This window comes from Alcanivorax jadensis T9 (assembly GCF_000756655.1).
In the GTDB taxonomy this organism is placed as follows: Bacteria; Pseudomonadota; Gammaproteobacteria; order Pseudomonadales; family Alcanivoracaceae; genus Alcanivorax; species Alcanivorax jadensis.
Map to the genome: position 1 here is coordinate 181,243 of NZ_ARXU01000001.1, position 24,454 is coordinate 205,696.

A 24,454-nucleotide genomic window follows, 5' to 3' on the forward strand; every position below is an offset into this window, starting at 1 on the left:
GAATAAAGGACGGCTTTGCATGAATATGAAGTCTGGAAAAGTGGCAGCGATTGCTGCACTCCTGCTTGCCCAGCCCTATGTCTGGGCGGCCGAAAGCGTTGAAGAAGCACGCGATGCCCTGCAGACCAAAGAAGATGATGTGACCGAAGAAAAGAACCTGGAAGAAGTTTTCCAGGCGGCGGAAAAACAGTACTCCTTATTGCCCAGTGGACAGATGTCACTGAATTTCTCGGCGAACTATAACTATTATCGTGATGATAGAATTGATATTGCTCTGGATGAGGATAGTGGCAATATCAGCCGATTCCGTATTGAGCAGGATGCCCAGCACTCCTTCGGCTCCTCGCTGTCTTTTGATTATGGTATCTGGAACAACCTGACATTCAATACCCGGTTGCCTGTTTCCTACAAGTATGACACTGAAAAGGATGTGTCCCAGGCTGCCCTTGGGGATGTGTCTTTTGGGTTGCGTTATCAACCTTTCCCGGTGCGCCCTGGCGCCGTAAATACCACACTTTATACAACGTTGACGACGCCGACAGGGGATAGCCCTTACGACATCAACGTTAACAGTGAGGTTTCCAGCGGTTCCGGGTTCTATTCCCTGGGTGGTGGCGTCAGTATGAGCAAGGTTGTTGACCCCGTCGTGTTGTATGGCTCATTGGGCTATTCCATGGCATTTGACATTACCGGTATCAATCAGCGACGCGGCTCGGATATCCTTGAAGAGGTAAACCCGGGGGACAGCATCAACTTTTCCATGGGCTTAGCTTATGCGCTGTCCTATGAAGTGTCTCTGAGCGCCAGCTATCAGCAGTCCTATAATTTCGATACCGAGTTCTTCTTTGATGGTGGTCGGATTGCTCGATCAGAAGACTCCACTTCCAGTGTAGTGAATACCTCCATTGGTTTACGTTCTTCCAAGAACCGCATCATTAACCTGAGTTTCGGCTTCGGTCTGACCGAAGACTCTCCCGACGTGCTGCTTGGTTTGTCCATGCCGATTGATTTCAGCGGTTTGAAACCCGGTGCCTAAGCCGATATTTGCAGTTGTGAGAGGCATGCCATGAAGAACAATAATAAGGCTTTGGCCTGCGGCCTGGCGGCTTTGCTGGCGGGTTCTTTTGCGACAGGTGCCAAGGCCCAGTTGGCTAACAACCTGGCGATTGATGTGCGTGCCATGAGTATGGGCCATGCGGTAACCGCTGATCCCCCTGGCATTATGGCAATCCATTTCAATCCAGCAGGGTTGGCCAAGCTAGATGGACGCAGGGTCGACTTACAGTTTTTGGCTGCGGACTTCAGCTTGAACTCCGAGTTTTCTGCGCCCCCGGACTATAATGTTTTTGGTTTTTCTGATGATCCGGTTGTCTGTAACGATGCGCCGAATGATGGTGTGGATTTCTGCCGTGATTTCAAAACCGCCAACAGTACGATTGAGGGCATTTCTCTCTATGTGCCGTTTATTAACGATACTGTGGATTTGCCTCCCGGCCCTTTGATTGCAGGTCCGCTACCTGCTTTTTCCATTCGTCCAGCAGGTTCCAAGTTCACTTTTGGTACCGCCACGTATCTGCCCATGGCTGCAGGCTTTTACCGTGATGAAGATGATGTCGGCAACTTTATGGGTGAGCGGGTAGCGCTGGAACGTATAACCTATCTCTCACCTTCGGTTGGTTACCGGGTCAACGACGAACTCTCAATTGGTGCTTCCATCGGCATGAGCTTCCAGGCTGTGGCCCTGGAGCAAGATTTTCGTGCCCCCAATGAGCTGCTGGGGTTTGCCAGGGTGCTGGATGAAAGTATTTGTGCGCCTTTCAAGGGCGAATCCAATATCGCTCTAGATCTGATTCTTTTCGGTATTTGCCGCCCGGAAGAGGGCTTGGGTCCGTTCAAGAATCTGGCGTCTCTCGATGTTAAAATGGATCAGCGTTTTAGTCCTTCCTACAACCTGGGTGTGCTGTGGGAGCCTCATGAGCGTTTTGCCTGGGGCGCTGTGTATCGCTCTGCTGCCAAAACGCATATGCGAGGTGACTACAAGATCAGCTATTCCAATGCTGCCCAGGAAACTATTAATGGGATTGGCGGCTCCGCAACGGGGGCTATTGCCTTGGCGGTGCTTGGCATACCTTCCCGTGTCGCAGCAGAAGAAGTCGGGCGTGTAAGCATGGATCTGACCATGCCTGCCTCTTTCCAGACGGGCATCAAGATTCGGCCGACAGAAAGATTGCAATTCAATGTGGATGCGGTATGGGCAGATTACAAAGAATGGGACTCCTTTGATTTTACTTTTGACCGCAGCTCTGCAGTACTCAGCCTTGCACGCCTGTTTTCACCTGGCTCTACCTCGTCCCGGTTAAGTTACCCGTTGAATTATCAGTCCACCTGGAACCTGGCGTTTGGTGCTTCCTACGATCTCACTGGCCGTATTCAGCTTCGTGCTGGTTACGAGCCTCGGGCATCGGCAATTCCGGAAGACCGTCGTAGCCCAATGGTTCCGATCAACGAGGCCAAGTACTACAGCCTTGGCCTTGGCTATAAATGGGATAAGGACACGGATATCGATCTTGGTATTGCCCAGCTGCGTAGCAAGGATGAAATTCCTGCAAATTCAAGCTGTGCGGCTAACTGCACGGGTATCGACAATGTGGTCTATAACCCCTACGCCGGGCTTGATATAAAAACTGAAGCTACGGTAACTATCATGGGCCTGGCGTTCAGAACTCGCTTCTAATGCAAAAATACTTATTTCTCTATCCGCTGATACTGTTGCTTGCTGCCTGCCAGGGGCAACCAGGGCAGGGCGATCTGTACGTCTACACGGATGCTCAAGGTAACCTGGTCACTATTGAGAAACCTGAAGACAAAAAACTAATTGAGGCTGATGGTAGTACTGGTGGGCTTTCTCTTGGTGAGCCGCTGGAAGACTACCGGCCCAGCGAAGAGATAGACCAGGAGCTTGAGGATAAAGAGCGGGATCGGTTTATTACCTATGTGGACGAAAGTGGGCAGCTAACCAGTCGACCAGTGGATATGGTGGCTGAAAAGGAGGCGCTGTCCAAGGTCGAACCGGAGTATTCGGAGGTTGCTGAAAGCGGTTTTCTGGAAACTTACCGCACAATACGGCAGGATTGCTGCCAGCATCTCCTTGAGGAAGCAGTCGAGCTTGCGCCAGGTACCGAAACTCTGATTAGTTTTGACCAGGATAGCCCGGTCATGCTGGGCGATGAGCCACTCAAGGCAATGGCCCTGACGGTAAACAAGAATGTGACTACCCTTGAATTGAAGGCCTTCATTCGAAAACAGGACTACGTAGCCGCACAACTGCTGTGGCTAGATGAAGCTGGCCGACCGCTGCTTCTGATCGATCAACCGTTCAGTCGAAAATACCCGGAGACTTGGTACCGATACGGCTATTTACAAGGAACCTTGCCGCATGAATCCGGTCAACGTCATTTGGTGGTTTTCCTGCCTTACTTACAAGAGCAATCGAGTACTGATGGGCTGCAAGCGGTGCTGAAAGGCGAATTGCTGCTTTCCGCCCAATGAATTCAGCCGGTTAGAGCCCGGCTTGCTATTACAGGTAACGAACTATGCGACACCTTACATTGATGGCTTTTGCCGCCTTGGCGCTGGCTGGCTGTAATGGCGGCGAGGATTTTTCTGATGCCACGGTTCCAGGTTGCCCGCTAGGGGCGAACTGTGACATTAATCCTCGTGGGGATTCTCTGATCGAACTACAGGGCCCGCGTGTGGCGAACCTGGGCTATCGATGTGGAAACTCGAACGGTTATACCCGTGACGAGGCTTATACCCCTGCTGGCCTGAATATCGAAGTTCCTGCTTTTCATGCACTGTGCCCGGCTAACTCGCGCAGCGTTGAGTTTTATATCGGCAGCGCCATTTTTGAGGGTAACCGGGTCACGCTGGGCAGCTACCAGTTGCCGCAGCAACTGCGTAAGGGGACTTATCAGCTTACCCTTGCGGATTTGATTGAGTCACCTCGCAGGACAGAGGTTCAAGATGGCGCGGCGGGCACGGCAAGCCCGGCATTGAACCGGTCTGCGTTATTGCATGCCCTTAATCAGCAGGGCAATAATCCTGACGCGAAGATTATCATTCCGGGTGAGCAGGATCTTCCTGCTGATTCCGGGGATCCGAATACCATACTCGATGCCCAGCCTGAGCTCGCTGCAGGAAACGGCTTTGATTACAGCGATTTCGACGAATTCAAGTCGGCTTGGCAGGGTTTCATTGACCGGGTAAATACGGAAACACCTATTGATGGATTCGCCAACGACACCGGTGCTTATGAGGATCGTCTTGTAGAAGGGAATAACCGAACTCGCGCCGGCCTCTATGCCTTTGAAATTGCGGGTGAGTGCATCATCCTGGATGGCTGTGACTTCGGTGGTGTTGATGGCTCGACGGTATCGTTCACGCTTAATGCCCTGGTACTCCCTGATGGCGATATCCTTGGCGGCGGCTTGGGTGTGAGGGCGTCAGAGGGCGGTGACGAGGTGCTGGATTACCTGGGGTTCAGATCTACTGCAGGACTATCGGCTCTTCTTGAACTTCAGAATCAGGATGACGACTCGCTTTCAGTCAATCTGCTAAGTGCAGGCATTGGTGATGCTCCAGCTAACAATACTGATGCCCAGGTTGCCGGTCGGTTCCTTGGGTCCAGCCTTTATGCGGGTGTGGAAATCGACGGTAATAGCGATTTCAAACTTGATTTCCCGAGCGCCGACACAAGCTTGCAGGAGCAAGAAAAAGGGAAAATCACGGAGAAGTTGCTGGATGCACAGCTGACCGGTCAGCCTCTTCCATTCCGGGCCACGAAAACTGGCTTTGTCCAGGCCCAACCTGTTGTCGCCACAGAATTGGTTGGTGATTACACCATTCGTTTAATGCGTGCCTGTGTTGACGATGATCTTGGCGACGATGATGACACCGGCGTGTGTATGGATATCGTGGACCCGAACGAAGATACGGATGAGAATGAAGAAATCAGTAATTCCGGGGGCAATTATCCAGAGACATTGGGTGGCGAAACCGTAATCCGTGAGCGTGTTCGCATGGACGAGAATGATATCGGCGAATTCTGTTTGAGAATTAATGCGGATGGACTCGTAACCACTGGTGCGGGCGGCGCTTGCGGGAATGCTTATGGCGTTGGTTTGGTGACACGCAGTTTTGACGATCCCAAAAGTGCCAACCTATCAATTCGTTTAGCGCCGGGCATGGATCTCAGGGCTGACACTCCTCATTTTAATGCCACCATTGAAGGGCGAGTTGATCTGACGGCTGATGCTAATAATTGTGCGCCACTCTACCGGCTGTCTGATGAAAACTTCGATATTGGTCTCCGAGCTCGATGGGTAGAAGAGACTTTTTTACCCCGCATTGTTCTGGCAGGTTTCGGGGATGAACCAAGTGACCCCGAAGCTCGCCGATTCAATTCCCTGCGCAGTGGGGCAGTGCAATTTTTCAAAGGTGCCCCGGGAGACCCAGCCTGTGACCCCATGGCGCCTTAATCTTGAGCCAAATTGTCAACAATGCCCCTTGAAACATCCTGTTTAGGGGCGTAAAGTCCAGCCCGGTTGTTCGGATTGTCAACAATCGGGCTATTTTATGACTGCTGCTCCCGCGGGTTCCGTACCCGAAAACACACGCACACTGGCAGATCGGGTCTTCGCCCGGCTGCAGGACGATATTGTGCGCGGGGAAATCCTTCCCGGTTCCAAGGTCAGCGAAACCGAGCTGGCCAGCCGCTACGGTGTCAGCCGTGGCCCCCTTCGTGAAGCTATCCGCCGTCTGGAATCCCGCAAACTGCTTGAGAGAGTGGTGCATGTGGGCACTCGCGTGGCGTCCCTCAGCGTCAATGACCTGATCGAAATCTACCATGTTCGCGAGGCCCTGGAAGGTATGGCCGCCCGGCTTGCCGCCGAACATATGACTCCTGAGGAAGTGCGAGGCCTTTACGACGTGCTGGCCCAGCACGAGCAGCAGCAAGACCTTCGCGAAGATGTCGCCTATTTCCAGCGTGAAGGGGATTTGGATTTCCATTACCGCATTATCCAGGGCAGCCACAATGCCACTCTGAGTCAGCTCCTGATCGGTGAGCTGTATCACTTGGTGCGTATGTACCGTTACCAGTTCAGCACCGTGGCCAACCGGCCCCAGAAAGCCCTCAATGAACATCGTCGAATTGTCGAAGCTATTGAGGCTCGTGATGGCGAAATGGCCGAGCTTTTGATGCGTCGCCATATCAGTAGTGCACGCAAGAATATCGAAAACCAGTATCAGAAACAGGCTGACACACTGTAGGAGCTTGCTTGCAAGCGAACCGCCGATCAGGATTCGCTTGCAAGCAAGCTCCTACGGCACATAACGAGGAGATCTACTATGAGCAAACTCACCGCCGGCGGACGTTTCCGCAAGGCTCTGGCTGAAGAGAAGCCGTTGCAAGTGATGGGTACCATCAACGCCTATGCGGCCATGATGGCAGAGCAGACCGGGTACCGGGCGATTTACCTGTCTGGCGGTGGTGTGGCGAATGCCAGCTACGGCATGCCGGATCTGGGCATGACCAGCATGAATGATGTGCTGGAAGATGTGCGTCGTATCTCCAGTGCTGTGGAAACTCCACTGTTGGTAGATATCGATACTGGCTGGGGTGGGGCATTCAATATCTCCCGTACCGTGAAAGAAATGATCAAGGCTGGTGCCGGCGCCGTTCATCTGGAAGATCAGGTAGCACAGAAGCGCTGTGGCCACCGGCCGAACAAGGAAATCGTCTCCCAGGAAGAAATGGTGGACCGGGTGAAGGCGGCCGTTGACGGCAAGACCGATGATGACTTCTTCATTATCGCCCGTACCGATGCTTTCCAGAAAGACGGTCTGGAATCCGCCATCGAGCGCTCCAGGGCCTGCATCGAAGCCGGTGCGGATGGCATCTTTGCCGAAGCCGTACACACCCTGGAAGATTACAAGGCCTTCAAGGAAGGTCTGGGCGACGTTCCGCTGCTGGCCAACATCACCGAATTCGGCGCCACGCCGCTATTCACCCGTGAAGAACTGGCTGAGGCGGGAGCGGACATGATCCTGTATCCGTTGAGTGCCTTCCGTGCCATGAACCAGGCAGCTCTGAAGGTGTATCAGAGTATTCGCGAGCAGGGCCACCAGAAAGACGTGGTAGACATCATGCAGACCCGTATGGAATTGTACGATTTCCTGAATTACCACGATTACGAGCAGAAGCTGGATGCGCTCTTCGCCAAAGGCAAGGGCTAAGAGGTTTTAGGTAGGAGCACCTCTTGAGGTGCGAATCAGAAGATATCGGCAAGCCGGTTTGCGCCTCGAGAGGCGCTCCTACAGAACTGAATTCGTATTGGCGAAAAATTGGTTTCACAAGGAGATAAACAATGGCAGAAGGCAAAAAAGTCGGCGGCGCAGGTCTGCGTGGCCAGGTAGCAGGTAAAACCGCACTCTCCACCGTAGGCAAGAGTGGCTCCGGCCTGACCTACCGTGGCTATGATGTGAAAGATCTGGCGGAGAATTGTGAATTCGAAGAAGTGGCGCACCTGATTCTGAAGGGCGAACTGCCCACCCAGGACCAGCTGGCCACCTACAAGGCCAAACTGAAAAGCCTGCGTGGCCTGCCTGACGCCTTGAAAACCGTCCTCGAGCAGATCCCCAAGGATGCTCACCCCATGGATGTGATGCGCACCGGCTGCTCCATGCTGGGCAATCTGGAAACGGAAACCGATTTCAGCCAACAGGAAGATGCCACCGACCGTTTACTGGCAGCCTTCCCGAGCATCATCTGTTACTGGTATCGCTTCAGCCACGACGGTGTGAAGATTGATCCGGGAACCGATGACGATTCCATCGGCGCCCACTTCCTGCACCTGCTGCGTGGCGAAAAGCCGAACGAGCTGCATGAGCGTGTGATGAACGTGTCGCTGATCCTTTATGCAGAGCACGAATTCAACGCCTCTACCTTCACCGCTCGCGTCTGCGCCTCGACTCTGAGTGATCTGCACAGCTGTGTTACCGGTGCCATCGGTTCCCTGCGTGGTCCGCTCCATGGCGGCGCCAATGAAGCGGCCATGGATATGATCGAGAAGTTCAGCGACGCGGATAATGCCGAGAAAGAAATGTTGGGCATGCTGGAGCGCAAGGAAAAGATCATGGGCTTCGGCCACGCGATCTACACCGAATCCGATCCCCGTAACGCTATCATCAAGCAGTGGTCCGAAAAGCTGGCCAATGATGTGGGCGATACCGTGCTCTATCCGGTATCCGTCCGTTGTGAAGAAGTCATGTGGCGCGAGAAGAAACTGTTCTGTAATGCCGATTTCTTCCACGCTTCTGCATATCACTTCATGGGCATCCCCACCAAGCTGTTCACGCCTATTTTCGTGATCAGCCGTCTGACTGGCTGGGCCGCTCACGTGTTTGAGCAGCGTGCGGATAACCGTATTATCCGTCCCAGTGCGGAGTACACCGGTCCGGAACTGCGCAAGGTAACGCCAATTGCCGAGCGTAGCTAAAACGCTATAACTGTAGGTGGCGGCTTGCAGGCGAATGCCTTGATACCCGAACGGATTCGCTTGCAAGCAAGCTCCTACAGCTGCTCCCACATTCATTACTCAGGTCTCCCCCCAAAGAGCCCCCTGAACAAGAGTCCCAGGCTATGAACACCGAATACCGCAAATCCCTTCCCGGCACCGAGCTGGAGTATTTCGACACCCGTGCGGCTGTCGATGCCATCCAGCCTGGGGCCTATGACAAACTGCCGTACACCTCACGGATTCTCGCCGAGCAGCTGGTACGACGTTGCGCTCCGGACGCACTGACGGATTCGCTCAAGCAGCTGATCGAGCGCAAGCGCGACCTGGATTTTCCCTGGTACCCGGCCCGGGTGGTCTGTCATGACATCCTCGGTCAGACCGCTCTGGTGGATCTGGCCGGTCTGCGTGACACCATCGCCGAGCAGGGTGGTGACCCGTCCAAGGTCAACCCGGTAGTGCCGACCCAGCTGATTGTGGATCACTCCCTTGCCGTGGAACACCCGGGCTTTGAAGAAAATGCTTTCGAGAAAAACCGGGCGGTGGAAGAGCGCCGCAACGAAGACCGTTTCCACTTTATCAACTGGACCAAGACAGCCTTTGATAACGTGGACGTGATTCCCCCGGGCAACGGCATCATGCACCAGATCAACCTGGAGAAGATGTCTCCGGTAGTTCAGGTGCGTGATGGTGTTGCCTACCCGGATACCTGTGTCGGTACTGACAGCCATACACCCATGGTGGATGCACTCGGTGTGATTTCCGTCGGGGTAGGGGGCCTGGAAGCAGAAAACGTGATGCTGGGTAACCCCTCAATGATGCGTCTGCCCGACATCGTCGGCGTGGAGCTGAGTGGTAAACTCCGCCCGGGCATTAACGGTACTGACCTGGTACTGGCAATCACAGAATTCCTGCGTCGCGAGCGTGTGGTGGGTGCCTACCTGGAATTCTTCGGTGAAGGGGCTGACAGCCTGTCCGTGGGCGACCGTGCAACCATTGCCAACATGACGCCTGAGTATGGCGCCACCGCCGGCATGTTCTTCATCGACGACAACACCCTGGAATATCTGAAGCTGACCGGCCGCGAAGACAAGCAAGTGGCGTTGGTGGAAAATTATGCCAAGGCCACTGGCCTGTGGGCAGACAGTCTCAAAGGTGTCGAGTACGAACGCGTCCTCAAGTTCGACATGACCAGCGTTGGCCGCAACCTGGCCGGTCCGTCCAACCCGCATTCCTTGCTGCCAGCCTCAGAACTGGCCAGCCGCGGCATCTCCGGCAAGTGGGAAGAGAAAGAAGGTGAAATGCCAGATGGCGCAGTGATCATTGCCGCCATCACCAGCTGCACCAACACCAGCAACCCGCGCAACATGATTGCCGCCGGCCTGATCGCCCGCAACGCCAATAAGCTGGGTCTGATCCGCAAACCCTGGGTGAAATCCTCCCTGGCGCCGGGTTCCAAGACGGTGAAAATGTACCTGGAAGAAGCCAATCTGTTGCCAGAATTGCAGGATCTGGGCTTCGATGTCGTGGCGTTTGCCTGTACCACCTGTAACGGCATGAGCGGCGCGCTGGATCCGAAGATCCAGAAAGAAGTGATCGACCGCGACCTGTACGCCACGGCGGTACTGTCCGGTAACCGTAACTTCGATGGTCGTATTCACCCGTACGCCAAGCAGGCTTTCCTGGCCTCACCGCCGCTGGTAGTAGCTTACGCCATTGCCGGTACCATCCGTTTCGATATCGAGAAGGATGTGCTGGGCCATGATCAGGAGGGTAACCCGATCATGCTCAAGGATATCTGGCCTGCGGATGAAGAGATTGATGCCATCGTCAAGGCATCAGTGAAGCCGGAGCAGTTTCGCAAGACCTACATTCCCATGTTCGAGAAGAAAGGTGACGGTGAGCGCGCTGCCAGCCCGTTGTACGACTGGCGTCCGCAGAGCACCTATATCCGCCGTCCGCCTTACTGGGAAGGGACCATGGCCGAGGCTCGTGCCCTGAAAGGCATGCGTCCGCTGGCAATCCTGCCGGACAACATCACCACCGACCACCTGTCGCCGTCCAATGCCATCCTGCTGGACAGCGCTGCGGGCGCCTACCTGGACAAGATGGGATTGCCGGAGGAGGACTTTAACTCCTACGCCACCCACCGCGGTGATCACCTCACCGCCCAGCGCGCCACCCTGGCCAACCCGAAACTGTTCAACGAAATGGTCAAGGACGAGCAGGGCAATGTGATTCAGGGGTCTCACGCTCGGGTCGAGCCGGAAGGCGAAGTGAAGCGTATGTGGGAAGCTATCGAGACCTACATGGATCGCAAGCAGCCGCTGATCATCATCGCCGGCGCCGACTATGGTCAGGGCTCGTCCCGTGACTGGGCGGCCAAAGGCGTAGCACTGGCAGGTGTGGAAGCCATCGTCGCCGAAGGCTTCGAACGCATTCACCGTACCAACCTGATCGGTATGGGCGTGATGCCTCTGCAGTTCGAGGAAGGTACCACCCGCAAGACCCTGGGCCTGGATGGCACCGAGATCTTCGACGTCGAAGGTGAGCGCGCGCCGGGTGCGACCATGACCCTGGTGATCCACCGCGCCAATGGTGATGAGGAACGCGTACCTGTGATCTGTCGGCTGGACACCGCGGAGGAGGTCTCCGTGTACTCCGCCGGTGGTATCCTGCAGAAATTCGCCAAGGATTTCATGGCAGAAGCCAGCTAAATCATTCGCCTGATAATGCGGGCAATGCCCCAACAGCAAACCCAAACCGTTGGAGCCTTGCTCGCAAGGCGAAGAATCTGAAACCCCGGTGCCTTCGCACGTCGGGGTTTTTTTGAAGGAGAAACTCGCATGGCTCATGCACCTCAAATTAAAGTCCCCGCCACCTATATGCGTGGCGGCACCAGCAAAGGCGTCTTTTTCAGCCTCACCGATCTGCCGGACGTGGCCCAGGTGGCCGGCGAAGCCCGTGACAAGCTGCTGCTGCGAGTCATCGGCAGCCCGGATCCCTATGGCAAACACACCGACGGCATGGGCGGCGCCACCTCCAGCACCAGCAAGACGGTGATTCTGGCCAAGAGCGAAAGCGCTGACCACGATGTGGATTACCTGTTCGGCCAGGTGTCCATCGACAAGCCTTTCATTGACTGGAGCGGCAACTGCGGCAACCTGACGGCTGCAGTAGGGGCCTTTGCCATCAATAACGGGCTGATCGCCGCCGACCGTATTCCCGAAAACGGCATTGCCGTGGTGCGCATCTGGCAGGTGAATATCCAGAAAACCATTATCGCCCATGTGCCGATCACCAAAGGTGAAGTCCAGGAAACCGGTGACTTCGAGCTGGACGGGGTGACCTTTCCGGCCGCGGAAGTACAGGTTGACTTCATGGACCCGGCAGACGGTGACGGCGCCATGTTCCCCACCGGCAATGTGGTTGACGAGCTCGAGGTCCCCGGTGTGGGGTCCTTCCCGGCGACCATGATCAATGCCGGTATCCCTACGGTTTTCGTGAATGCAGAAGATATCGGCTACACCGGTACCGAGCTGCAGGGTGACATCAACGAAAACAAGGACGCCCTGCAGAGGTTCGAGACCATTCGTGCCTATGCTGCCGTGCGTATGGGGCTTATCGAGAACATCGAGGAAGCGGAAGCCCGTCAGCACACCCCCAAGATTGCCTTTGTCTCCAAACCGAAAGCCTATGCCGCCTCAAGTGGTAAGCAAATCGGCGAGGCGGATGTGGACCTGTTGGTGCGAGCCCTGTCCATGGGCAAGCTGCATCATGCCATGATGGGAACTGCCGCAGTCGCTATCGCCAGCGCTTCGGCAGTGCCGGGCACCCTCGTCAATCTGGCAGCCGGTGGTGGCGAGCGCGACAGCGTGACCTTCGGCCATCCCTCCGGCACCCTGCGTGTCGGCGCTGGAGCCCAGCAAGTTAACGGTCAGTGGACTGCCACCAAAGCCAGTATGAGCCGCAGTGCCCGCGTGCTGATGGAAGGCTGGGTGCGTGTCCCTGGTGACTGCTTCTGACTTGCCAGGCTGATTTCACTTTGTGAGCTAAGCTCCAACAACATTTATCCCCGTTGGAGCCTTGCTTACAAGGCGAATACCTACCGATTTAGTCTCCTCCAGCCCTTGACCCTCCGCCATCCTGGGGCGACCCTGAAAGCCAACCCAGCAAGGGGAGGCTTCTGCCATGTCCACCAACGTCGACCACAATGAACGCCCGGATTACGATAAGGAAATCCAGGCTATCGCCGACTATGTCCTCAATTACAGAATTGACTCGGAAGAGGCGTGGGACACGGCCCGCTATTGTCTGATGGATACCCTGGGTTGTGGTCTGCTGGCGTTGCGTTTCCCGGAATGCACCAAGCATCTGGGGCCTTTAGTGGCAGGAACCCTGGTTCCCCATGGTGCCCGGGTCCCTGGAACCCCGCATCGACTGGACCCGGTCAAAGCCGCCTGGGATATTGGCTGTACCATCCGCTGGCTGGACTATAACGACACTTGGCTGGCTGCGGAGTGGGGGCATCCGTCGGATAATCTGGGTGCGATCCTGGCTGTGGCAGACCACCTATCTCAACAGAGGGCGGCACAGGGTGGGGAGCCGCTGACCATGAAAGATGTCCTCGATGCCATGATCCGTGCTCATGAAGTACAGGGTGTATTGGCGCTTGAGAATTCTTTCAATCGGGTCGGGCTTGACCATGTGGTGCTGGTAAAAGTGGCGTCCACTGCGGTTGCGGCAAAAATGATGGGTGCCAACCGCGAACAGCTCTTGTCTGCGATTTCCCATGCCTGGGTGGATGGCCAATCACTGCGTACCTATCGCCATGCTCCCAATGCGGGTTCGCGGAAATCCTGGGCCGCCGGGGATGCCACCAGTCGAGCCGTGCGGCTGGCCGATATTGCCCTTAGGGGAGAAATGGGGATACCCGGTGCCCTTACCGCAGAACAGTGGGGCTTCTACGACGTGCTGTTCTCCAAAACCAACAAGGATCAGAAGGTCAAACCTGACGCGGAGCGAAAATTCCGTTTTCAGCGGGACTATGGCTCATACGTCATGGAGAATATTCTCTTCAAGCTTAGCTTCCCGGCAGAGTTTCATGCCCAGACGGCCTGTGAAGCTGCTGTTACGCTGCACGCCCAGGTAAAGGACCGTCTCGACCAGATCGACAAGATCGAACTCACCACCCACGACTCGGCCATTCGCATCATTTCCAAACAGGGTGCGCTGGCCAATCCGGCCGACCGGGACCACTGCCTGCAATACATGGTTGCCGTACCGCTAATATTCGGTGAATTGACTGCCGAGCACTATGAGGATGACTTCCACAAAAGCCATCCCTTGATCGACACCCTGCGTGACAAGATGGAAGTGCAGGAAGACAAGCAGTACTCAGCGGATTACCACGACCCGGCCAAACGCTCTATCGCCAATGCCATCCGGATAGTCTTCAAAGACGGTACCCACACGGACAAGGTGGCCGTAGAGTATCCCATTGGTCACCGTCGTCGCAGGGAGGAGGGCACCCCTGTTCTGGAAAGCAAATTCCGACGACACCTGCTGACAAGTTTTCCGCGAGGGCGGACAGAGCGTATTCTCGAGCTCTGCCGGGATCGTGATGAACTGGAAGCCATACCCGTTAACGAATTCATGGACATGCTTGCGCTGTAGGCCTGTAAATCCAAATGGGTCAGGTCCTTCCCCACTAGGAACTATGCTCGCATGGCGAACCCTCTTAGGCCTTAATACTCGCACACCATTCCTACATAGCCTTGGAATCTACAGTTCTCGGCAAAGTGTGCATATTTGTAACAGATCCTCGCTTTTGGTAGCGCACGTATATTCATAGAAAGTGTAAACTTGATGTTTACCATCTATAACGTATTGAAATTAATGAAAATTTAAACCTAACATAATGTAGTGTCTGTGTTAACACATGTTGTCTAGCGTTATCATGCTGTGTAGTCTTGTGGCATAAGTAACCAGTCCTGCCCAAAAACCGTTCACGGTCAGACTGATAACAACAAGACAGAGGTCACAGTGCGGCGCAACAACTCCCTTTCCCACATGCTGCTGGGAGCGGCCCTCACCCTCGGCGCTTCCCAGGCAATGGCTCTGCAAGAGCTGGATGACTCCTCGCTGTCTGATGTGCAGGGCGCAGGTTTGGCCTTTGCAATGGATGATTTCAGTTTTCGCTTTGCACCTACCAGCTATATAGAACTGACCGGAACCCAAGCACAGGGTGCAGGTTGGGAACGGGGTGATGCCCGTTACTACGGCCTTTCCATTACCAATGGAGAGCAAATCGCCGGTATGGATTGGCATGGTTCAGGCTGTGGCTCCGGCGGGGCTTTCGGCAATGATCACCTGGCTTGTCCAATGGGTACGGACAATGGTGGGGGAATCGGTGCCTTTGCCTCCATTTACGACCCCTACGTCCTGCGTGCCTACCAATACGAAGGCTATGACTATTCGGGCGCTTACCTCAGCACCCCTGCAAATATGCCTACCGTGATGGAGTTGATAGGCCCCAGCGATACTGACCGCTGGCGCTGGTCTTTCTGGGGTGAGCTTGAGGTGGATCGGTTAAATAACAATCCGGCCGATGGTGCTCTGAACAATAGCTATAACGTTGGTGGTGCCGATTTCCTTCAGAGCCAGACCATAATCCACGGCAAACCGGTAACGACAGATGGCAGGCCCGCTCGACTTAGACTGATGCGCACCACTGGTATGGACTCGGCACTCTACCCTTGGGCTGACTCCAATACGTTTGGCATCACCTATGAAAGTGCTCTTTCAGGTGACTTCCGCTTCTCTGTGCGTCAGAAAGCAAACTCTGAAGATCGCCTGCATTGGGTGCCGGACTTTGAAGATAATGAAGGCATGTACTTCAAAAATGTTGATGCCTACCTACCTCTTGGACAATTGCACTACCAAGCACTAACTCTCGATGCAGTAAGAAGTGGCAGCGAACGCGGTAACTTTATTATCGAATTAACCCAAATTCCCAATATTGCTGCAGTTTATGAGGATTTTTACTGCGTTGGACCTTGCAATATTGTCAACGGAGAAATTCAAAACCCCAACAACGATACGCGTGGTTATGTACGCTGGGGGGATTTCACCCGTTTCGACGATCCTGGGTCCACTGACGGTTTTGCAGTACCGGGTGCACAATCTACCGATAACGGTATCTACTTTGTTAGTGGCGGCACCGGCGCCGGTACGGTGATCCCTGATGCGGTCACTAATCTTGGGATTTCCAGGATCGAAGGCATGCGAATCAACCATATGAAAATCACAACTTTGGGGGCAGGGCTGTGACGACTTGTGTTAAAAAGCTATCTGGTTACCCATTAATTTTTTTGCAGCGCCGTTTCGTGGTGTCTTTACTTGTGATGCTATTTTTGAATGTGAACCCTGCGCAAGCACTTGAGCCCATGGATGATACAGAAATGGGCACTGTTACTGGGAAAGAAGGGGTTCTGATCAGCTTGCAATATTACTACAACAGCAGGCCGCCTCATGACGTTGCTAATGATGAAGACATTGGATCCGCTAACGCTGATTGTACTGGTTTAGCAAGTGTGAACTGTCGTCTTGCTTTGCAACTTGAGAATCGCGACTTTGGTTGGTTGGTCTTCAAAAACGGGCATGCCTCACTGGAAATGAACCGTTTGAGTCTGGATGCCGCATTTCTTGGCGGCGATCCAGAGGCAGAAAATGGGGTCAGTGCTGCTAACAAATTAATAGACCTCAATGATGAAAAGTTTCGTAATGAGTCAGGAGATTGCCTGTTTGGGGACTGTACAAAATCATGGATTGATAACTCTCCTGCTGTTCGAGCTCAATACCCTGAGAGTGGCGGAATCTATACGGCAGGTAATGCAGGCCAACCAGGAACCAGTCAAGGCTACAATGACGTTCTCCTAGGGGTTTATGTTCAAGGGCTAGCCGTGGAATATAATGAGCCCGAAATCGGCGAGACTTGGGCTGCAGCACCTGGCTGGCAGGCAAACAACTTTGGTTCATTTTTAGGCTTCGAAATTGCCGACAATAATAGTCATCAGGCTGGCATTGCTATCGGTGGCAACTTCTATATGTACGGGTTCTGATTATGAAAAAACGCAGAATAACAATAAAAAGCGTTTATTTCTCAGTGGCTCTTCCTGCCGCACTGTTGGCTTCAGCCATTCCAGCTAATGCCATGCAGGCACTTGATGATAAAGATTTAGCCGGTGTATCTGGTCAAGACGGCCTGACAATTAATCTCGAAGCAAGTGAAGGTTGGAGTGCCGACGCTGTTAAATGGAAGCCGGATGCGACCGAGCTAAGCCTCAATAACATCAATTTAGATGGAGTAGGTGATGATGGCACCATGGCTGGTGCTGACCAGGCCGCAGCTACTTTTACGGTTGACGCTGGTACTGCTGGTGATGGTGTGCCGCTGATGGCGCTGGGTCTTCATACAGACAGCCGTATACGTGTGCGCACTGATTCGTTGACTATTCCTTCCGCAAGCAACTCTCGTTCAATGGGGACGTTTGCCTTCGACTTTGAAGGTGGTATCGACCTTGTTAATAATGGCATTTTTAACATGGGCTATGACAAGGCCTACCTGCTGGGTGAGATCCGAGATGCAGATCTTTTTTATCGTCAAGGAGACGATACTAATCCTTGGTTAGCGCTGCATGATTTTGCTCTTCGTTGGGAAATTCAGGAAGGCACCTTGGGAGTTGATAATCAGGGTATCGTGCATCGAGCAGGTAACCCGTTTGACCCAAACGCAGTTTCTGGCCCTTCATCAGAAATACCAACGTCTTCTAACATCCAAGCTTCAGATTTGATCAATTTAGCGTTGGACTTCGATTTAATCTATGGCCAGAAAGTTGGTGCGGAAGAGTTCCGCATTACTAATAACGCAAGAGGTTTAATGCACTTTGGTTTTCTCGGTAGCGTGCGTGACGCCGAACTCAAGTGGATGTCAGGCGGTGTTTGGCAAGGAGCAACTGCCGGAGCCTTTGACCCATATGGTGCAAATGCTGTGACTTCGGAAGGTTTACGCTTTAGCTCCCAATGGGACTATGTGAATCTCGATGACATTGCTGCAAAGAGTTTTCTTTCTGCTGACAATGAATTCCGCTGGAGGCTTGGTGAAACTGCCGATGTTGCAAGTTTAGATCAGTCAAGAGTTAACTTTGAGCTCGGTGACTGGACCATGTGGGGCGTACGGACAGAGCGCAAACCGTCGGCTCACTATTTTCCTTTGATTGCTATAGATGTGATTAATGGAGCAGGGCAAGGCCCTGGTGGACTCTGCTGGGGCCATGGAACCAATTTTCAGGCCTCCGGTTGTGCTGGTGCAGGCGGGCAGTTTATGAATATTCAGCCTGGGCGGATTGGCAATTATTACGGGTTTACCCATGGCGGTGATTCCGGGGCTCTTGCCATTGTTGTTCGCGATGGGCAACTTCAAGCGTACTCTCGTAAGGTGCGGCTTCTTGAGAGGCAGTCAGATGGTGAAACAGTAAATACCCGAGAGTTTAATTGGGGGCTCATATATTCACTGGCGAATATTGATGCCAACTTTTATTTGTATCCCGGTGGTAGTCGTTATGATTCCGGGTCTGCTTCTTATGTCGGCGGAGATGGGATTATTGCTGATATCTTGCTCAAGTCACAAACTCTTGACGCTAGCAATGAACTACAGACTCAGAATTGGGATCACGGCACACATTTGATGATTGCTGATACTGAAGCCAGCATGGGTATTGGTTTTATGAGTTCAAGTTTTGTGGTGGCTGGTAACGATACCCGGATATGGGTAAAACCACAGGTTGGAAACGACTATTACTCCGGCGGCCTCGATATTTTTTCCCCTGAAGCACGGTTCAACTACCGTGCCACCTTTGGTGGAGGTTTGTTACCTGGTCATCCTGACTACGACCCTGAGAGTACAACTCGTGCTCAGACCGTTAATGGAGCCAATCTGGATTTGAATTTGGAGGGTTTGGTAAATCTAAGATTTTCACCATCTGATCCTGCTTCTACATCTGGCAATAATTATTTGGGGTATAGCGGCGCTTTGAGCCTCGGTACTAGCCACAGCGATGGTATGTTAGGCGGCACGACTGACGTGTCAAATTGCGGCTCTTTAGGAGATTCAAATTGCGGTAGTTACCTTTCTATCGCTGAACCGAGTCAGCCTGAAGCAGCAATTAAGCTTGCCAATATAACTGGCGATCTTGCCTTTACTGACGGCAGGGTAGACATCGTGGGGACTAATGAAAGAGCAATGAGCCCTGAGCCCAAAATGATAATCGCTAATAACATAAAAGTCGGCTATGCGGCGGCAACTCACCTGGGTAGTGTTCTTGATACTGTTCCAGGTATTTCAAGTGCTAATGCGGGACAGCCGGTAATAATTGACAGCATTATGCTAGGTGACGCCAAGCTTGGACGAATGGTTATTCCTTCGGCACAAATTTACTCAAGTATCACACTAGAACCTCAAAGTGCAGCAATACCATTCTCTCCGTAATTGTAAGAAATGTTTACCTTGCATATGCATCTGGTCGACCAAACAACAGAACAGGCAAAATGATGAGCAACCAGAGAATAATGATAAAGGCCGCCATTGACGCTCTCGCCTCTCTAGGGATTTTTATTCAGAGAGCTTTTTTTTTCATGAAAAAGACCTTTTCCAATGAGTGTCAGAACTGCTCTGGATTTACCCGTGGTTTTTTATTCTCTCCAATCCAGGCTAATAAAGCAGGAATAGCGTTGGCATTTTGTATGACGGCTATTTTGTTGAGTATTGCTTCACCGGTCACTGCAATGACCGAGATGGCTGACAAAGAAATGTCTAATGTGTCTGGTCAGGCGCTATTGCAAATGGATAAAGAGTTCACCAATGGCTTTACGTTTTATAAAGCGGGCCTTGATGCAAAACTTGAACTGAATACAAATTTCGAGAAGCTGCAGTTAGGCTGTGGCGGAGTTAATGGCCCTGGAGCTTGTGATTTAGATATCGACAATTTTTCTCTAGGTTGTGTTGCTGATTCATCAGGAGCATGCCTTTCTTTGGATCCACGTGGGCGCCAAATTCCGGGTGCCCCAGCTGGAACTGCCAGTCAGCTGAAAGACTTTTTGATTGAGCGTCCTTTTTTCCAGTTTGCTATAAAAAATGATAATTCAAAAACTCTCAGGGAAGTGGTGGGTATTCGGCTAGGTGGTGAGGATGTATCCGGACCCTTAAGCTTTGGTTCACTAAATACTTTCAGCGGGTATATGTCTGGCCAAGCAAACCTGGAAATGCAAGGCGCAGACAATGTTGCTATTACCTGTGCATATGCAGATCGCCCTTGTGTGGCTCCAGGTGCTGATACGAGCGGAATGAACAATGGTGGCGCCAGTAGCTGGGGATCTCCTCCTGCCGCTTGTGGTTTTTTTGGTTGTAATAGAGCTGGGTTGCCAGCCCCAGAAGGTGGATATCTTAATCTCGGTGACGATATGATTCTTGATATTGGGATTGCGTCTATTCGCTTTCAGGAAGCTCTGGTTAGTTATGGCACAGTTACCCGAAATGGTAATTCGGTTCTTCTCAGTGGCAACCGTCAAAATCAGGCGGCAGTAAGTGGTATTGAGCTTGGAGGAGTTGTTAATAGCCTTGTTTACGGCAACAACGATGGTTCTACCAATGTTGGTGCCTCTCCCCTTGAATTGGCTGATACTGATGCTGGAGCATTAGTTGGTATTTTTGGTCCTACATTACTTCCGTTGCTCCGCGGTGGGGTCTCAGATCAAATTAAAAGACAGCTTGCTGCAGGCCTGAGAATTTATGATCCTAATGAGGCAACGAATCAAGCTATAATTAATAGTAAATCTGATGGAGCTATCAACACTGATCTAAACAACTACGATCTTCCATTTAATGTGACGAATGTGCATCAAATTGATGTGACCTCTGATCTTTTTGGGCTTTCTTTTCAAAAAGAAGATGTTCAGTATCCAGGCTATGTTGAGTCAGTAAAAAGAGGATGGGCTATGTATGCTCCTGACGCTTTTACTTTAGATATAGCTCAGCCTGTTACAACTTTTGTTTCTGGTATTACCGGTTCTTCAGCCGCAAGGGATGGCAATATCGTTGGGCTAGAGCCTCCATTCAAGAACTGCTGGGGAAGCGCTAGGTTTTGTTGAATAAAAGCCATACGCGGCTCTACTTTGATGATTCAAAATGTATTCCATACAGAAAATGCTTTTTGTGTTGCTTTAAACCTATTAAATAAAGAATCCCGGATACGGTAATGACATCAGGAAAAATAGTTGACCAATGCCAGCGTCTATTGTGGCTTTTGGTGGTTTCATTAGTGTTGTCTGGCTGCGGGGGTGGTGGCAGCAACGGTAAAGCTCCTGTGGATGCAAATCCAGCCATAAAGACACCTCCTAACCCCGATCACGGCTCAGATTTTGGTGAAACAGATATTGGATCTGATGAGCCGAATGCAACGTTGGATGATTGGCTCCGTAACGTAATCATGGAGAATGGTCTAACTGGGGATCCGGCAACTCCACGACAGCAGCGCCAGCGAACCCCTTCAGAAGACCCTAAAATTAAATTAGGGCAATTGCTCTTCTTTTCCCATTCCCTTTCAGGTGATCTGACATCCTCGTGTGCTACTTGCCACACGCCCGATTTCGGTGGAAGCGACGCGCTTTCACTTGGAATTGGAGTTGCTCCTGTAGATGCAGCTAAAGTCGGCCCTGTGCGTCGACTAGACAGCACCAAAGATCTGGATCCAGCTGCTGATCGCGGCCCCAACATGCACCGTAATAGTCAGACAATTTTTAACTCTGCTTTGTTTGACCGCAGTATGAGTTTTGATGGTCGAGTATTTGTGGAGGATGAGAACGTTGTCGCTGGCGGTAAAGGGCAAGCAATCCGCACTCCTGAAAGCGGTAATTTCCCCGATTCATCAGATGCTGACGGTATACTGGAAATTTTTGTCAAATTCCCCCTTACCAACCATAATGAAATGCGGGCCTATCTCTTTAGTGCAAAATCTCAGGAGGAGTACCGGGAGTACCTGGCAGCTCGGCTGCGAGGAGAGCAGGATGAGGGTATGTTGTCAGCGAATGGGCCCGAAAATTGGTTGCAACGATTCCGGCAGGGGTTTGACCAACCACAGGCTAGCGCTTTAGAGGTTATTACCTTGATTAATATCCAGCGAGCGCTTGCTGAATATATCCAGTCTATGATTTTTATTGAATCCCCGTGGAAACGTTATGTGGAAGGTAATGATCATGCGATTTCATTATCTTCTAAGCGTGGCGCCCGCTTGTTTTTCGAGCCCATTGATGAGGGTGGCCTAGGTTGTACAAGTTGTCATAGCGGCGATTTTTTTACCAATGAAGGATTCTACAATGTTGCTTTTCCGCAGATTGGGCGCGGTTTTATGCGTGCTGAAAAAGATGACATTGGCCGTTGGGCTAGCACAAGAAGGGAAGAAGATCGGTACGCTTTTCGAGTGCCCTCCTTGCTGAATGTTGAAGTTACCATGCCGTATGGTCATGCAGGGACCTTTGATCTTTTACAAGATGCTATTCGTTACCATGCCAATCCGCGTCAGGGTATACAAGATTATGATTTTACACTGGCTAGTCTGGCACAGTTTCAAGGAACCCAGTCTTATGGCTATGCTTTATCGCATTCACAGAGCGCACTGAATGCCAGTAGCTTTTCTATTGCTGAAGCGCTTCTTCCTGGAAGGGCCTTGACTAATCAGGAAGTGTCTGACCTGGCTTCTTTTTTGCACACGCTTACCGATGATTGTGTTAAAAATCATACCTGCAGAAACCAGTGGGTTCCTAGTCTCAACGATGACCCTGATGGTAATTTACTCGTCAGTGGTATTAACCCGACGGCTGAGCCGATTACGCCACTTGATCCACCCACTGATGATAATGAGCTGCCTGCACAACCGGGCGATTATCCGAAAACTGTGGATTTAAATTTTACTGCCCAAGCTCGTAGTACCTTTGCTGAAATCGAATATTGTTCTGAATATCCAAGCCAGAGCACCATTAATGTTGGACATGGTTTTTTGCCACGAAACTCGATTTTATTCGGGCTTTATGATCTGTTCGGCAACCCGATACATCCACATGGTTTTAATGCGGAGACTTGGGGTCTTACTGGCGGACTCAGTTCTGAACCAACTATGATCGCTGGCGGTGTCAGTGCCAGCTATCTGAATGACGACTGTTGGTTAGACTTGGCTTATGCAGGTGGTGATCGGTCTGGAATGGTATTTTATATCAACCGTGGTGGGCAGGCCGGTTTCGATGCCCAGCCATTGCTAGAAGATGATCCTGGTGGTCGTTTTACTGGTGTTGCCATGGCCGATTTGAACGGTGATTATCGGCGAGAATTATTGTTTGGCAATATCAAGGACAAGAAGTTGCCGATCTATTCCGGTAATGATAGGGGCAGTTATTATCGTGTGGCAGACCTTTCTATCAGTCGTCATACCTACGGTATATCGTTTGCCGACAGTAATCACGATGGTTATCCAGAGATATTTTTGGCCCACTGGTTTCTCGGCAACACTCTGACCGCACCGGTTTTTTGGAAAAATAACAGAGGAACTGAGCTCGAACATTATGATTTTGAGGGTGGTCTCTCAGACAACAATCTTTCTCAGAGTTGGAATTTTTCACCACAGCCTGGCGATTTCAATGGCGATGGCGAATTAGATTTACTGCTGGCTTCGGATTTTGGCACCAGTGTTGTAATGCAGGGAGCAGGAAAAGGCACTTTTGTTAATATAACTGACAGATCCGTTATTACTGATGAGAATGGCATGGGCTCTGCACTCGGTGATTATGATAACGATGGTGATCTTGACTGGTTTGTTACTTCGATTTATGACCCGAATGGAGAGGCAGAGGGCAACTGGGGTGTAACCGGGAACCGACTTTACCGAAACGATAGTGGTGGCGGAGATATCTTGCTGAAAGATGTGACTGAACAGGTGGGTGTTGCCGACGGAAACTGGGGCTGGGGCGCTTGTTTCGCAGATTTCAACAATGATGGTTTTCTCGATATTTTTCATGTAAATGGTTTTGGGAATATCCCTGAGAGTGCCGTTATAGATGAACAAGGCCAGAAGCTGAAAGATAGAATTCGGGACATTGCCAGCGAGTATCAAGGTTCCTTGCCGCGGCTTTTCATGAACCAAGGGGATGGCACTTTCTCCGAACAGGGGGCTTCTTGGGGGCTATTGTTAACTAGCGATGGACGTGGGGTTACTTGCCTGGATTATGATCGTGATGGGGATATGGATGTCGCTCTTCTTGATCACTCCAATGGGCTGCAGTTTTTTAGCAACCAAGTAGGGTACGGCCCGGGTAACCACTTCCTGTCAATCAGATTGGTGGGTGAATCGCCTAATACCGAAGCCTTGGGTACTAAAGTTTCCATAGAAGCTAATGTTGGGGGCAATTACGGTACGCAGACACAAACCCGTGTCAGCATGGCTAACACGAATTTCAACGGGCAAAACCCACCCGACCTGCATTTCGGCATGGGCGAAGCTCAGGCGGGAGATATCACTGTTACCTGGCCGGATGGTGTGCGTTGGCAGTGTGAAAGTATGGAAACCAACCGCTTCATAATTTTTGATCAACGCGCGCTTCATGCCGGCTGTAGCATACAGCCTTAATACTGTGTCGGCCTGGCGTATCAGATGAGGTTTCTTCTGGCATGGCGGAACTTTAGCAAGAGGTTTCCGTAATTAATTTCTTTTTACCGAAAGCTTCGCATAGTCTCAACTTGTTAACCGTTTGTTCTCTATCTGAAATTTCCACTT

Annotated in this window: 15 protein-coding genes; all 15 read left to right on the top strand. The window is 51.9% G+C overall.

What is annotated here, in order from left to right; genetic code table 11:
• Positions 1-19: 19 nt before the first annotated feature.
• The 15 genes from T9A_RS00875 to T9A_RS16525 all read left to right on the top strand — a co-directional run bounded on the left by T9A_RS00875 (position 20) and on the right by T9A_RS16525 (position 24,307).
• The gene (locus tag T9A_RS00875; RefSeq protein WP_052042407.1) at positions 20-1,036 is read left to right on the top strand and encodes a transporter; all 1,017 of its coding nucleotides are present in this window, start codon (positions 20-22) and stop codon (positions 1,034-1,036) included.
• 30 nt (positions 1,037-1,066) lie between these two features.
• Positions 1,067-2,734, top strand: coding sequence for an outer membrane protein transport protein (locus tag T9A_RS00880; protein WP_035244305.1), 1,668 nt, complete (start codon positions 1,067-1,069; stop codon positions 2,732-2,734).
• Positions 2,734-3,549 carry a globin family protein gene (locus tag T9A_RS00885; RefSeq protein ID WP_035244307.1) on the top strand — a complete coding sequence of 272 codons (816 nt, stop codon included), beginning with the start codon at positions 2,734-2,736 and terminating at the stop codon, positions 3,547-3,549. The genes T9A_RS00880 and T9A_RS00885 overlap by 1 nt, the downstream gene beginning before the upstream one ends.
• Positions 3,550-3,593: 44 nt before the next feature.
• Positions 3,594-5,537, top strand: a complete 1,944-nt coding sequence (locus tag T9A_RS00890) for a hypothetical protein (protein WP_035244308.1) — start codon at positions 3,594-3,596, stop codon at positions 5,535-5,537.
• A gap of 97 nt (positions 5,538-5,634) precedes the next feature.
• The gene (locus tag T9A_RS00895) at positions 5,635-6,330 is read left to right on the top strand and encodes a GntR family transcriptional regulator (RefSeq protein ID WP_035244311.1); all 696 of its coding nucleotides are present in this window, start codon (positions 5,635-5,637) and stop codon (positions 6,328-6,330) included.
• Positions 6,331-6,408: 78 nt separating this feature from the next.
• Positions 6,409-7,296, top strand: coding sequence for a methylisocitrate lyase (gene prpB, locus T9A_RS00900; RefSeq protein WP_035244313.1), 888 nt, complete (start codon positions 6,409-6,411; stop codon positions 7,294-7,296).
• Between the two features lie 131 nt (positions 7,297-7,427).
• Entirely contained in the window at positions 7,428-8,558 is a 1,131-nt protein-coding gene (gene prpC / locus T9A_RS00905; protein ID WP_035244315.1) for a bifunctional 2-methylcitrate synthase/citrate synthase, read from the top strand.
• 143 nt (positions 8,559-8,701) lie between these two features.
• Positions 8,702-11,293, top strand: a complete 2,592-nt coding sequence (acnD, locus tag T9A_RS00910; RefSeq protein ID WP_035244318.1) for a Fe/S-dependent 2-methylisocitrate dehydratase AcnD — start codon at positions 8,702-8,704, stop codon at positions 11,291-11,293.
• Positions 11,294-11,422: 129 nt separating this feature from the next.
• Positions 11,423-12,601 (top strand): 2-methylaconitate cis-trans isomerase PrpF, encoded by a 1,179-nt coding sequence (gene prpF / locus T9A_RS00915; RefSeq protein WP_035244320.1) that lies wholly within the window; start codon positions 11,423-11,425, stop codon positions 12,599-12,601.
• A gap of 166 nt (positions 12,602-12,767) precedes the next feature.
• Positions 12,768-14,252: a bifunctional 2-methylcitrate dehydratase/aconitate hydratase gene (locus T9A_RS00920; RefSeq protein WP_035244322.1), complete on the top strand. Its 1,485-nt coding sequence runs from the start codon at positions 12,768-12,770 to the stop codon at positions 14,250-14,252.
• A gap of 369 nt (positions 14,253-14,621) precedes the next feature.
• The gene (locus tag T9A_RS00925) at positions 14,622-15,908 is read left to right on the top strand and encodes a hypothetical protein (RefSeq protein WP_156964798.1); all 1,287 of its coding nucleotides are present in this window, start codon (positions 14,622-14,624) and stop codon (positions 15,906-15,908) included.
• A complete protein-coding gene (locus tag T9A_RS00930; protein ID WP_198030598.1) occupies positions 15,905-16,699 on the top strand; it encodes a hypothetical protein in 795 nt (264 codons plus the stop codon). Before T9A_RS00925 ends, T9A_RS00930 begins: the two co-directional genes overlap by 4 nt.
• A gap of 2 nt (positions 16,700-16,701) precedes the next feature.
• A complete protein-coding gene (locus tag T9A_RS00935) occupies positions 16,702-19,125 on the top strand; it encodes a DUF6160 family protein (protein WP_156964800.1) in 2,424 nt (807 codons plus the stop codon).
• 80 nt (positions 19,126-19,205) lie between these two features.
• The gene (locus T9A_RS16970) at positions 19,206-20,783 is read left to right on the top strand and encodes a hypothetical protein (protein ID WP_232221944.1); all 1,578 of its coding nucleotides are present in this window, start codon (positions 19,206-19,208) and stop codon (positions 20,781-20,783) included.
• Between the two features lie 107 nt (positions 20,784-20,890).
• Positions 20,891-24,307, top strand: a complete 3,417-nt coding sequence (locus T9A_RS16525; RefSeq protein WP_084573349.1) for an FG-GAP-like repeat-containing protein — start codon at positions 20,891-20,893, stop codon at positions 24,305-24,307.
• Positions 24,308-24,454 lie beyond the last annotated feature (147 nt).